Annotated in this window: 10 protein-coding genes; 8 read left to right on the top strand and 2 right to left on the bottom strand. The window is 73.9% G+C overall.

All coding sequences use genetic code 11. The features are described from left to right. Positions 1–137: 137 nt before the first annotated feature. Positions 138–698 (top strand): hypothetical protein, encoded by a 561-nt coding sequence (locus tag MA879_RS05680; RefSeq protein ID WP_248124077.1) that lies wholly within the window; start codon positions 138–140, stop codon positions 696–698. 61 nt (positions 699–759) lie between these two features. Here the strand turns inward: MA879_RS05680 and MA879_RS05675 are convergent, their stop codons facing one another. Further along, entirely contained in the window at positions 760–2,121 is a 1,362-nt protein-coding gene (locus tag MA879_RS05675) for a dicarboxylate/amino acid:cation symporter (protein ID WP_248124102.1), read from the bottom strand. A gap of 262 nt (positions 2,122–2,383) precedes the next feature. Between MA879_RS05675 and guaB the strand changes: the two genes are divergently transcribed. From guaB to MA879_RS05640, 7 genes are all read left to right on the top strand, one after another. Beyond that, positions 2,384–3,928, top strand: a complete 1,545-nt coding sequence (gene guaB / locus MA879_RS05670) for an IMP dehydrogenase (RefSeq protein ID WP_248124076.1) — start codon at positions 2,384–2,386, stop codon at positions 3,926–3,928. A 102-nt stretch (positions 3,929–4,030) separates the two neighbouring features. Beyond that, a complete protein-coding gene (locus MA879_RS05665; protein WP_248124075.1) occupies positions 4,031–5,167 on the top strand; it encodes a GuaB3 family IMP dehydrogenase-related protein in 1,137 nt (378 codons plus the stop codon). Positions 5,168–5,170: 3 nt separating this feature from the next. Then, complete coding sequence (locus tag MA879_RS05660) at positions 5,171–6,121, top strand: SURF1 family cytochrome oxidase biogenesis protein (protein ID WP_248124074.1); 951 nt, start codon at positions 5,171–5,173, stop codon at positions 6,119–6,121. Continuing rightward, on the top strand, positions 6,118–6,675 hold the full coding sequence (locus MA879_RS05655) for a DUF3817 domain-containing protein (protein WP_248124073.1): 558 nt from the start codon (positions 6,118–6,120) through the stop codon (positions 6,673–6,675). The genes MA879_RS05660 and MA879_RS05655 overlap by 4 nt, the downstream gene beginning before the upstream one ends. A gap of 41 nt (positions 6,676–6,716) precedes the next feature. Continuing rightward, entirely contained in the window at positions 6,717–8,336 is a 1,620-nt protein-coding gene (gene guaA, locus MA879_RS05650) for a glutamine-hydrolyzing GMP synthase (RefSeq protein ID WP_248124072.1), read from the top strand. A gap of 61 nt (positions 8,337–8,397) precedes the next feature. Next, a complete protein-coding gene (locus tag MA879_RS05645; RefSeq protein ID WP_248124071.1) occupies positions 8,398–12,162 on the top strand; it encodes a DUF4011 domain-containing protein in 3,765 nt (1,254 codons plus the stop codon). Further along, entirely contained in the window at positions 12,152–12,409 is a 258-nt protein-coding gene (locus MA879_RS05640) for a hypothetical protein (protein ID WP_248124070.1), read from the top strand. Before MA879_RS05645 ends, MA879_RS05640 begins: the two co-directional genes overlap by 11 nt. A gap of 25 nt (positions 12,410–12,434) precedes the next feature. Here the strand turns inward: MA879_RS05640 and MA879_RS05635 are convergent, their stop codons facing one another. Beyond that, positions 12,435–12,719, bottom strand: a complete 285-nt coding sequence (locus MA879_RS05635) for an FmdB family zinc ribbon protein (RefSeq protein WP_248124069.1) — start codon at positions 12,717–12,719, stop codon at positions 12,435–12,437. Between the last annotated feature and the right edge of the window lie 33 nt (positions 12,720–12,752).

Raw genomic sequence — 12,752 nt, 5'->3', positions numbered from 1 at the left:
CGGCCAGGCAGGCGGGGGTTCATCAGTTGAGAGATTGAGGCTTCGCTCCCTATGATCGTCCTAGAGGGCGCTCAATGGAAGGTGCTGGCACCCGTCGGCCTGCACGGTGCCCTTTAATCCTCCCGATTGGAAGTATTATGACTGCTCAGAACCCCTCCCGCCGCCATGTCACCAGCGCCCTGGCCTGGGGTGCTCCCGCCGTCGCCGTCGCGATGAGCGCACCCGCGCGTGCCGCCTCGATGCCCGGGGCGCCCGCCACCATCCAGGTCGATACGCCCATCACGCGCTGGAGCGACTTGATCCGCTACGCCGGCTTCATTGCCCAGGGTGTCGTGGTGACCATCAGGGACGCCAACGGCTTGCCCGTGCCGAACCAGCCGGTCACCCTCACTATCTCCAACTACCGGGGTAACGAGAACTCGTTCTACTTCGTGTCCGACCGGGCGGTCAGCTCAGACGACGCCCTGGCCACCACGCGCCCCTACAGCAGTGGCGTCGGCGCCACCATCACCCTGACCACGGATGCCAACGGCCAGGTGGCGCTGGACGACGGGACCACGGGGTACCTCCGCAAGGGCTCCGACGGCACGAGCCAGGGCACCACCTTCATCGTGACCTCTGGCGACGCGTCCACCACCTTCGTCCTGACGAACTCCACCCAGGCGGGCGGCAGAGAGCCGGGCATCGAGGTCGCCTGACCGACGACCGCGCTCACGGGTACGGCCGAGCCCCCCTGGTCTCCAGGGGGGCTCGGCGGTCTCATCGCCGGGGCCCAGAGTCCTGCGAGCCGACGAGCTCCTCGCGGGAGCCGTTCGTCCGGGCCGCGCGGGCCTCGACGATCTCCTCCTCGTCCTCGCCGAAGATGTCGCCGCGCGGGGCGTCGTAGCGGGAGCGGTCCAGGATGCCCTCCTGGGAGGCCACGAGGGCGGGGATGAGGGCCTGGCCGGACACGTTGAGGGCGGTGCGGCCCATGTCCACGATCGGGTCGACGGCCAGGAGCAGGGCCATGCCCTCGAGGGGCAGCCCGGCGGTGGACAGCGTGAGCGTGAGCATCACGGTGGCGCCGGTGGTGCCGGCGGTCGCGGCCGAGCCCAGCACGGACACGAGCGCCACGAGGGCGTACTGGCTCAGGCTCATGTCGATCCCGTAGAACTGGGCGATGAACACGGCGGCCACGGCCGGGTAGATCGCGGCGCAGCCGTCCATCTTGGTGGTGGCGCCCAGCGGGACGGCGAAGGAGGCGTAGCCGGTGGGCACGCCGAAGTTGCGCTCGGCCACCCGCTGGGTGACGGGCAGCGTGCCCAGGGAGGAGCGGGAGACGAAGCCGAGCTGGAACGCCGGCCACACGCCGGTGAAGAACTGCTTGACGGAGAGCCCGTGCAGGCGCGCCAGCAGCGGGTACACCACGAGCATCACGAGGGCCAGGCCCACGTAGATCGCCACCACGAACTTGGCCAGGGTGCCCATCGTGGACCAGCCGTAGGAGGCCACGGCGTTGCCCAGCAGGCCGATGGTGCCGATCGGGGCCAGGCGGATGATCCACCACAGCAGCTTCTGGATGATCGCGAGCACCGAGCGGGAGAACGTGAGGAACGGGGCGGCCTTCTCGCCGACCTTGAGTGCGGCCACGCCCACGACGATCGCGATCACGAGGATCTGCAGCACGTTGAACGTGGGGGAGGAGGCCAGCGCGCCGTCCTCGCCCGCCGTGGTCTTGACGGTCAGGCCGAGGAAGTTCGCCGGCACCAGGGAGGTCAGGAAGTCGAGCCAGCCGACGTCCTTGGCCTGGTACGACGCCGGCGCGGTCTGGCCGGTGCCCACGCCCGGCTGCAGCACGACGCCGACGGCGAGGCCGATGAGCACCGCGATCAGGCTCGTGATGGCGAACCAGAGCAGGGTCTTGGCGGCCAGGCGGGCCGCATTGGTCACCTGGGCCAGGTTGGCGATGGAGGCGACGACGGCGAAGAAGACCAGCGGGACGACCGTGGCCTTCAGCAGGCTGATGTAGATGCTGCCGACGGTGGCCAGCGTCTCGCCGAGCCACGTCGGGTGCTCGGAGGTGTGCCCCGTCGCGCGGGCGATCAGGCCCAGGACGAGGCCGAGGACGAGGGCGGCGGCGATCTGCCAGCCGAAGTTGGACGTCTAGGCGGGGAGCCGGCGTCGGGACGCCGGTGCGGGGGAGGACTGTGCGGTGCTCATCCGGGGAGGTTAGGCGGTCTAATACCATGACACCGAAACGGATTGCGCCATGTGACGTCGTGGTGACGTCCGTCTCGCCCCCGCGTGGCCCAGCGCGGGGGCCCTGTGACGTGGCCCGCACCCGGATCGCCGGTTTGACCCCGGGCATAGAATCGCGGAAACACCCGTCCCGAAAGGCGCCTTCGTGACCAACACCAGCACCGGTCCCAGCCCCGAGCCCGTCCACTCCTCCTCGGATCCCTTCGGCTTCTTCGGCCTCACCTATGACGACGTCCTGCTCCTGCCCAACGCCACGGACGTCATCCCCGCGGACGCGGACCCGGGCACCCGGCTGACCCGCAACATCCGCTTGAACATCCCCATCGTCTCCGCCGCCATGGACACCGTGACCGAGGCTCCGCTGGCGATCGCCATGGCGCGCCAGGGCGGCATGGGGATCATCCACCGCAACCTCTCCGTGGAGGACCAGGCCCGCCACGTGGACACCGTGAAGCGCTCGGAGTCCGGCATGATCTCGGACCCCGTGACCATCGGCCCCAAGGCGACCCTCGCGGAGCTGGACGGGCTGTGCGCGCAGTACCGCGTCTCCGGCCTGCCGGTGGTGGCCGAGGACATGACGCTGCTGGGCATCATCACCAACCGGGACACCCGCTTCATCCCCCATGAGGAGTGGGAGACGCGCACGGTGGACACGGCCATGACCCGCATGCCGCTGGTGACCGCCCGGGACGGCATCTCCCGCGAGGAGGTCCTCACGCTGTTCTCGAAGAACCGCGTGGAGAAGCTGCCCCTGGTGGACGACGCCGGCCGCCTCACCGGCCTGATCACCATCAAGGACTTCGACAAGGCGGAGAAGTACCCGGACGCCGCGAAGGACGACGAGGGCCGCCTGCGCGTGGGCGGGGCCGTCGGCTTCTTCGGCGACGGCTGGGAGCGTGCCATGGCGCTCGTCGAGGCGGGCGTGGACGCCCTCGTGGTGGACACCGCCAACGGCCACACGCACGGCGTGCTGGACATGATCGCCCGCCTGAAGAAGGAGAAGGCCGCCGCCCACGTGGACGTCATCGGCGGTCAGGCGGCCACCTACGCCGGCGCCAAGGCGATCGTGGACGCCGGCGCGGACGCGGTGAAGGTGGGCGTGGGCCCGGGGTCGATCTGCACCACCCGTGTGGTGGCCGGCGTCGGCGTCCCGCAGATCACCGCCATCTACGAGGCCGCGAAGGCCACGCGTCCGGCGGGGGTCCCGCTGATCGCCGACGGCGGCCTGCAGCACTCGGGGGACATCGGCAAGGCCCTCGTGGCCGGCGCCGACTCCGTGATGCTCGGCTCCCTGCTGGCCGGCACCGCGGAGTCCCCGGGCGACCTGGTGTTCTACCAGGGCAAGCAGTTCAAGGCCTACCGCGGCATGGGCTCGCTGGGGGCCATGCAGACCCGCAACGGCACGCGCTCCTTCTCCAAGGACCGCTACTTCCAGGCGGACGTCCCGGACGAGGACAAGCTGATCCCCGAGGGCATCGAGGGCCAGGTGCCCTTCCGGGGTCCGATCGCCTCGGTGGTCCACCAGCTCGTGGGCGGCCTGCGCCAGACCATGTTCTACACGGGCGCGGCCACGGTGGAGGAGCTGAAGGAGAACGGTCGCTTCGTGCGCATCACCGCGGCCGGGCTCAAGGAGTCCCACCCGCACGACATCATGATGACGGTCGAGGCCCCGAACTACCGCTCGCGCTGACCACACCCCGCCGGCGGTCCCGCCCCGGCGCCCCCTCAGCGGAGGGCGCCGGGGCGGCGTCGTCCTCGCTGTCGCGTCCGGGCCCTGGGATAGGCTGATCGGGTGACGAACCAGATCGAGATCGGACGAGGCAAGCGCGGCCGCCTGGCCTATTCCTTCGACGACGTCTCCGTGGTGCCCGCCCGGCGCACGCGGGACCCGAGGGACGTGAGCCTGTCCTGGCGCATCGACGCGTACACGTTCGACATGCCCGTGATCGGCGCGCCGATGGACTCCGTCATGAGTCCGGCCACCGCCATCGCGCTCGGCCGCCTCGGGGGTCTCGGCGTGCTCAACCTCGAGGGCCTGTGGACCCGGCACGAGGACCCGGAGCCGCTCCTCGAGGACATCGCTGCGCTCGAGGCCGAGCCCGGCAGCCCGGAGGTCACCCGCCGCCTGCAGGAGATCTACGCGGCGCCCGTCCGCGCGGAGCTGATCACCGAGCGCCTCGCGCAGATCCGGGAGGCCGGCGTCGTAGTGGCCGGCTCGCTCACACCCCAGCACACTCAGCAGTTCTACAAGACCGTCCTGGCGGCGGGCGTGGACCTGTTCGTCATCCGTGGCACCACCGTCTCGGCCGAGCACGTGTCCGAGGCGCAAGAGCCGCTGGATCTCAAGCAGTTCATCTATGAGCTGGACGTGCCCGTGATCGTCGGCGGCGCGGCCGGCTACACCCCGGCGCTGCACCTGATGCGCACCGGCGCGGCCGGTGTGCTCGTGGGCTTCGGCGGGGGCGCCTCCAGCACCACCCGCCGCGCCATGGGCATCCGTGTGCCCATGGCCACCGCCGTGGCGGACATCGCCGAGGCCCGGCGCGACTACATGGACGAGTCCGGCGGACGGTACGTGCACGTGATCGCCGACGGCGGTGTGGGCACGTCCGGGGAGATCGTCAAGGCCCTGGCGATGGGCGCGGACGCCGTCGTGCTCGGCGGGGCGCTGGCCCGCGCCACGGAGGCCCCCGGCCGCGGCTGGCACTGGGGCCTCGAGGCCGCCCACCCCGAGCTGCCGCGTGGGCACCGCACCCGGGTGGGCCAGGTCGGCCCGCTCGAGGAGGTCCTGTGGGGGCCCGGCCATCACACCGACGGCACCTCCAACCTGATGGGGGCCCTCAAGCGGGCCATGGCCACGTCCGGGTACACAGAGCTCAAGGACTTCCAGAAGGTGGAGGTGCTCGTCACCCCCTCCGGAGCCTCCTGAGCCGTGCTCCGCACCGCGCTCAAGCCCGTCTGGCTCCTCAGCCTCCTGCTGGCCCTGGTGGCCGCCACGGTCTTCGTCCTGCTGTCCCGGTGGCAGTTCCAGGCGGCGGAGACCAACGCTCCGCCGCCCCGCTCCCAGACCGAGAACGCGGTGCCGCTGACCTCCCACCTGCGCCCCGGCGAAGCGCTGACGGCGGCCGCCGCGGATCAGGTGGTCTCCGCCCGCGGCGAGTTCCTCCCCGGGACGGACGTGCTGGTCGGCCCGCGCCTGTCCGACGGGCGCGAGGGCTGGTGGACCGTCACCGCGTTCCGCGTGGCGGACGCCCCCGGCGTGCAGACGATCCCCGTGGTCCGCGGCTGGTCCGCGACCGCGGACGTCCTCGACCCGGCCCCGACCGGCGAGGTCACCGTGGCCGGGCGCCTGCTGCCGCCGGACGGCCCCCTGCCCCGCTCGGACGACGCCGGGGACACGGCCGGCCGCCCCGCGTACGCCACGCTGTCCCCGGGGCAGCTCGTGAACGTGTGGGACGTCCCGTCGTACGCCGCCTACGTGGCCGCGTTCGCGGTCACCGACGCCACGGGTGCGGAGGTGGGCACCCGCGCAGCCGAGGGCGGGCTCGAGCCGGTGTGGGTGGCGCCCCAGCCGGAGGAGACCCAGGTCATCTGGCTCAACGTGTTCTACGGGGTCGAGTGGATCCTCTTCGCGGGCTTCGCCCTGTTCCTGTGGTGGCGGTTCGTCCGGGACGACCACCAGCGGGAGCTGCGCGAGGCCGAGCTGGACGAGGAGTGGGCGGCGCGCTGGCGCGCCGAGGAGCTCGCCCGGCGTCGTGAGCAGGCCCGCCTCCGCAAGGAGGAGGCGCGCCGGGCCTATGCCGCCTACCACGGCGCCCCCGACGACGACGTGCACCGCACGCAGGACGGGCCCGAGGGCCTGAGGAAGGAGTCCCGGCCATGACCGGATCGCATCCCCGCCCGGAGGCGGGCACCCCCGTGGACCCCGACACGCTGCCGGACCCCGAGGACATCACGGAGGCCGACCTGCCCGCGCCGCCGCCCCGGCCCGGCCGGGAACGACGCCGGTTCGCCGGGACACAGCAGCAGATCCGCTCCGCCACGCGCCTGTACGTGGTGTGCTCGTGGATCACCGGCGTGATGCTGCTGCTCCTGGTGGCGGAGATGGTCTTCAAGTACGGCCTCGGGACGGAGCTGTACGCCGGCGGCACCACGGTGGACGGGGTGCCCAACACCCTGGGGCTGCACCCCGAGGACTCCGTCACCGGCGGGGTGAACCTGTCCCTGCTCATCCTGATCGCCCACGGCTGGATGTACGTGCTGTACCTGCTCGCGTGCTTCCGCCTGTGGTCCCTCATGCGGTGGTCCCCGGTGCGGCTGCTCGCGATGGCCGGCGGCGGCGTGGTGCCGTTCCTCTCGTTCGTCGTGGAGAAGCGGATCACCCGCGTCGTGCGTGAGGAGATCGCCCGCCACCCCGAGGCCGCGCGACGCTACTGACCGCCCGGCGGCCCACGGCGGGGCTCGTCTATCCTTGACGGGTGACCCAGACCGACCCCCACCGTGACCAGCCCACCCCGCTGCACGACGTCCTGCCCACCGTCCTCGTCCTGGACTTCGGTGCCCAGTACGCCCAGCTGATCGCGCGTCGTGTGCGCGAGGCGAACGTGTACTCCGAGGTCGTGCCCGCGTCCACCCCGGCCGCCGAGATCCTTGCGCGCGAGCCCGCGGCCCTGATCCTCTCCGGCGGCCCGTCGTCGGTCTACGAGGACGGCGCCCCGCGCCTGGACCCGGCGCTGCTCGAGGCCGGCGTGCCCGTCCTCGGCCTGTGCTACGGGTTCCAGTCGATCGCGCACGCCCTCGGCGGCGTGGTGGCCAAGACCGGGACGCGCGAGTACGGCTCCACCCGTCTGGAGACCGCGGCGGGGGACTCGGTGCTGTTCTCCGGCCAGGACGCGGAGCAGGTCGTGTGGATGTCCCACGGCGACGCCGTCACCCAGGCCCCCGAGGGCTTCACCGTGACCGCCACCACCGCCGGCGCCCCGGTCGCGGCGTTCGAGGACCGCGAGCGGCGCCTGTTCGGCGTGCAGTGGCACCCCGAGGTCGGCCATTCCGAGCGCGGCCAGGAGGTGCTGCGCAACTTCCTCGTGGACGGCGCGGGCCTGGGCCAGGACTGGACCGCCGCGAACGTGATCGAGGAGCAGGTGGCCCGCATCCGCGAGCAGGTCGGCGACGCGCGGGCCATCTGCGGCCTGTCCGGCGGCGTGGACTCCGCGGTGGCCGCCGCGCTCGTGCAGCGCGCCATCGGCGACCGCCTCACGTGCGTCTACGTGGACCACGGCCTCATGCGGGAGGGGGAGTCCGCCGAGATCGAGAAGGCCTTCGGCGAGGCCCACGGCGGCGCCCGCCTCGTGATGGTGGACGCCCGGGAGGACTTCCTCTCCGCGCTGGCCGGCGTCACCGACCCGGAGGCCAAGCGCAAGATCATCGGCGAGCGGTTCATCCGCACCTTCGAGAAGGCGCAGGCGGACATCGTCCTGGAGTCGGCCGAGGACCCCCACGCGACGGACGTGAGGTTCCTCGTCCAGGGCACCCTGTACCCGGACGTGGTCGAGTCCGGCGGTGGCGACGGTGCCGCGAACATCAAGTCCCACCACAACGTGGGCGGCCTCCCGGACGACATCGAGTTCGAGCTGTGCGAGCCGCTCCGCGAGCTCTTCAAGGACGAGGTCCGCGCCGTGGGCGCCGAGCTGGGCCTGCCGGACGGGATCGTCCACCGCCAGCCCTTCCCGGGCCCGGGCCTGGGCATCCGCATCATCGGCGAGGTCACCCAGGAGCGCCTGGACCTGCTGCGTCGGGCGGACGCGATCGTGCGCGCCGAGCTCACCGCCGCCGGGCTGGACCGCCACATCTGGCAGTGCCCGGTGGTGCTGCTCGCGGATGTGCGCTCCGTGGGCGTGCAGGGCGACGGCCGCACCTACGGCCACCCGGTGGTGCTGCGCCCCGTCACCTCCGAGGACGCCATGACCGCCGACTGGGCGCGCATCCCCTCCGAGGTCCTGTCCCGGATCTCCAACCGCATCACCAACGAGGTGGACGGGATCAACCGGGTCGTGCTGGACGTCACGAGCAAGCCCCCGGGCACCATCGAGTGGGAGTGAGCGGGGCTCCCGTCAGGACGCGCACCGACCGCCGAGACAGCACAGGAAGGACACCCAGGACGTGACCGAGCAGGAGTTCCCGCGGCTGGCCCGCGCCCGCGCCGCCGCCCGACCGGCGGAGCAGGAGCGGCCCGACCCCGCCACGTGGGTGGCCTCCCTCGGCTCCGGCGCGGAGTCGGACACCATGCTCCGGTTCGCGCCCTCGGCGGCCAACGCCGTCGACCTGACCGGTGCGAGCACCTCGGGGCTGTCCCAGCTGCTGCTGGGCCGGCGCACCCGCCTGTCCACCCTGCTGCCTGCGGGCCCCGACCTGGACGCCGCGCAGGAGGTGGCCATGGCGCTGCGCGCCACGGTGCGCCGCCTCGGCGAGGAGCGGGGGATCGACGTCGGCGCCCTCGCCCTGGGCGTGGCCACGTGGAGCGCGCACGAGGACAGCCGCCGGGAGCGGCGCACCGCCCCCGTGCTGCTGGCGCGTGTGGCGTTCACCGTCCGCAGCGGCGCCCGCGGTCGCGACGAGGTCGAGGTGCAGATCACCGAGCCCGCCCGGCTGAACCCGGCGCTCGTGCGGAACCTGCGCCGGCACCACGGGATTCGGCTGGACCCCGAGGCCTACCGGCAGGCGGCCTACGCCACCGCGCGCATCGAACCCGGCCCGGCCCTGGCCCTGCTGCGCGAGGAGGCCGCCGCGCTCACCGGGCTCGAGGTCTCCGAGCGGCTCCTCGTCTCCACGTTCGCCGACCTGGGGGACACCGCCTCGCTGCCCGAGTCCCTCGACCGCCTCCCCGTGGTCCAGGCCCTCTACGACGCCGGCACCGGCATGGTCCCCCGTCCCGAGCCGTTGGACCCGAGCCCGGGGCCGGACGAGGACGCCGTCGCCCCGGTGGACGAGCGCCTGGTCCTGGACCTGGACGCCTCCCAGCGCCGCGTGGTCGAGCACGCCGCGTCGGGCCGCTCCCTCGTGGTGGACACCGCCCCCGGCACCGGGCAGACGCAGACGGCCGCCGCGCTCGCGGCCCGCCTGGCGTGGGAGGGCCGCCGCGTGCTCGTCGTGGCGGAGCGCTCCGCCGCCCTGACGGACCTGCACGCCCGCCTCGACGAGGTCGGGCTGCGGGACGCCGTCCTGGACGTGCCGGCCAACGCCGACCCCGAGGACCTGCGCCGCCAGCTCGTGGCCGCCGTGCTGCGCGCCGAGCGCGCCCAGGCCCCGGACCGGGCCGCCGCGGACGCCGAGCTCGTGGAGCTGCGCCGCCGCCTGCGGGAGCACGTCGACTCCCTGCACCACGTCCGCCCCCGGTGGGGGTGCTCGCCGTTCCAGGCCATGCAGGCCCTCGCGGCGCTGACCTCCCTGGAGACCCCGCCGGCCACCACCGTCCGCCTCAAGCGCTCGGTGCTGGACTCCACCGTGGACCGCCACGCCGTGGCGCAGCAGCTGGTGCGCGCCGGCGAGCTCGGCGCGTTCGACCGGGACGCCACGCAGAGCCGCTGGTTCGGGGCGCGGGTGCGCAACGTGCAGGAGACCGAGGCCGCCGGGGAGCTCGTGGAGCACCTGGCCGCCACCCTCCACACGACCCGTCGTGCCGTGGACGCGGCCGCCTCCCAGGCCGGCCTGCGCCGGGCCCGCACGGTGGACGGCTGGGCCGAGCAGTCGGACCTGTACGCCCGGGTGGAGCGCATCCTGACGGCGATCAAGCCCGAGGTGTTCTCGCTGGACGTCCCCCAGCTGGTGGCCGCCACCGCCTCGAGCCAGTGGCGGAGGAACAACATGGTGGAGATGTCCTCCGTGGCCCGCTCCCGTCTGCGCCGCACCGCGAAGGACGTGGTGCGGCCGGGCGTGCAGGTCCCGGACCTGCACCAGGAGCTGCTGGAGGTGGAGGCCGTCCTCGCGGACTGGGCCGCCCAGGCCGCGGACCCGTCCTCCCTGCCGATGGTCCCGGACCAGGCCGCCCGCGGGCGCCGGGCGGTGGCCGGCGTCGCCGACGCGCTCGAACGCCTCGAGCGCGTGCTGGCCCCCGAGGCCACCGCGGAGGCCTCCCTGACGGCGACGGACGCGGACGACCTGATGGCCGCCGTCGACGGCCTCGTGGCGGACCGGCCCACGCTGGCCACCCTGCCCGAGCGCACCCTCGTCCTGGACGAGCTGCGGGACCACGGCCTCAACGAGCTGCTCGAGGACCTGCACCGGCGGGAGGTCCCCGCCGACCGCCTGGCCGCCGAGCTCGAGCTCGCGTGGTGGCAGTCCGCCCTCGAGGCCATGATCTCCGGGGACGACTTCCTGGCGATGATGAGCGGGGACGACCTCAGCGCCGTCGAGCGCGGCTACCGCGCGGCGGACCGGGCCCTGCTGGACTCCGGTGCGGACCGCCTGGCCGCCGAGCTGGGCCGCCAGTGGAAGGAGGCCCTCCGCACCTACCGCGCGGACGCGGCCGTCCTGCGCTCGCTGCTGCGTCAGGGCCGGCCGGACGTGGAGTCGCTGGCCACCATCACGCCCGAGGTGCTGCGCCCCCTCGTGCCGATCGTCACCACCTCGCCGATGGCGCTGACCGAGTTCCCGCCGGAGTGGGAGGCGGACGTGGTGCTGCTGCTGGAGGCGGACGCCACCGCCCTGGCCTCGGTGGTCGGCGCGCTCACCCGGGCCCCCCAGGTGGTGGCCCTCGGTGACCCCGCCATCGGCCGGCCGCAGTCCTTCCAGGTGTCCGTGGACCCGACGGCCACGGCCGGCCCGCTGCGTCCCCTGCGCTCGGCCCACCAGGCCCTGGCCGAGGTGCTGCCGTCCGCGGCGCTCGGCCAGGTGCATCGCCCGCTGCCGCGGGGGATGGTCCGGCTGATCTCCCGCCTCGCGTACGACAGCGCCGTGGACTGCCTGCCCACCGCGGCCGAGTTCACCGGCCGGGACCGTACCGTCACGGCGGAGTACCTGCCGGAGGGGACGGGCATCCCCATGACCGGCGGGGACGTGGTCGAGTCCACCCCGGCGGAGATCTCCCGCTGCGTGCAGCGGGTCTTCGAGCACGCCCGGGACCGTCCGGAGGAGTCGTTGGCGGTGATCACGGTGTCCGAGCAGCACGCCCGCCGTGTGGCCGCCGCCGTGCTGGCCACCGCGGCGCAGGCGCCGTGGGCGGCGGACTTCCTGGCCCGGGGCCGGGGGGAGGGGGACGACCGCGAGCCGTTCGTCATCGCCCCCGTGACGCGGGCGTCCACCATCACCCGGGACGCCGTGATCCTCAGCCCCGGCTACGGGCGCACGCCGCACGGGCGCGTGGTCCATCACTTCGGCGCCCTCTCCGACCCGGACGGCGAGCGCATGCTCACCGTGGCGCTCACCCGCGCCCGGACCCGCATGCACCTGGTCTCGGCGCTGCGGGCGGAGGACCTCGAGGAGGACCGGCTCGACGGCGGGGCCCGCGCGTTCCACGGCCTGCTCGGCCTCCTGCTCTCCGAGGCGGACGCGGGGCGGCCGGGGCGCCTGAGCGACCCGCTGCTGACGGACCTGCGCGACCGCCTCGAGGACCACGGGGCTCACACGTCCCCGCACCACGGCGGGGTCATGGACCTGGCGGTGGCGGACGTCCGCGGCCCGCGGGGCCGGGCCCGGCCGCTGGCCCTGGTCAGCGACGGCGGCGAGGCCTACCGCGAGCTGTCGGTGCGGGAGCGTTCGCGTCGCCTGCCGGAGAGGCTCGAGTCCCTCGGCTGGGACACGGACACGCTGTGGGCGATCGACGTGTTCGCGGACCCCGAGTCCGTGGCGGACCGCCTGGCCGACCGGCTGGGCCTGCCCCTCGAGGACCCGGAGGACGTGGACGGGGACGACGGCGAGGATGCCCGCTGAGCCGCGGCGACGCGGTCCGCGTCGGGCGGACGCCCCCGGCACCGGCCCCGCGTCCGCCGACGGCCCCGAGCCGGTGCTGGCGTCGCGGACCGGCGGGGGCGCTCCGCCCCGGGGCGCGAGCGCGGCGGCGTCCGCCACGGTGACGGGCGCTGCGACGCCGCGCGCCGGACGGGCCCTGCCGGCCGACCCGGCCGAGGCCGAGCACGACCGCTGGCTGCGCGAGCAGCGCCCGCCCCACTGGGGCTGAGCGCGGCGGACCCGGGGACCGCGGGTCAGTCGGCGGAGCCGCCGCCGGAGGTCGTCGTGGCCGCGGACCCCGAGTCCGAGCCGGACGCGGCGCCGCCCGAGGAGGCCTTCGCGCCGTCGCCGCCGCCCGTGCCGCCGCGCGAGTCGGTGCGGTAGAAGCCGGAGCCCTTGAAGCTCACCCCCACGGACCCGTACTGCTTCCGCAGGACGCCGCCGCACGCGGGGCACTCGGTGAGCGCGTCGTCGGAGAAGGACTGGACGGCGTCGAAGGCGTGGCCGCAGTCCTTGCAGCGGTAGGCGTACGTGGGCATGGAGCACCTCTCGGACGGGCGGGCGCGCGGGGC

Source organism: Micrococcus lacusdianchii (assembly GCF_023155805.1).
Classification (GTDB): domain Bacteria; phylum Actinomycetota; class Actinomycetes; order Actinomycetales; family Micrococcaceae; genus Micrococcus; species Micrococcus lacusdianchii.
The sequence above is the reverse complement of the archived record's forward strand: the minus strand, read 5'-3'. Positions and strand labels throughout refer to the sequence as shown.

Coding starts and splice junctions, on each gene's coding strand:
- MA879_RS05680 (WP_248124077.1), top strand. CDS start 138: ATGACTGCTCAGAACCCCTCCCGCCGCCATGTCACCAGCGCCCTGGCC.
- MA879_RS05655 (WP_248124073.1), top strand. CDS start 6,118: ATGACCGGATCGCATCCCCGCCCGGAGGCGGGCACCCCCGTGGACCCC.
- MA879_RS05640 (WP_248124070.1), top strand. CDS start 12,152: ATGCCCGCTGAGCCGCGGCGACGCGGTCCGCGTCGGGCGGACGCCCCC.
- MA879_RS05635 (WP_248124069.1), bottom strand. CDS start 12,719: ATGCCCACGTACGCCTACCGCTGCAAGGACTGCGGCCACGCCTTCGAC.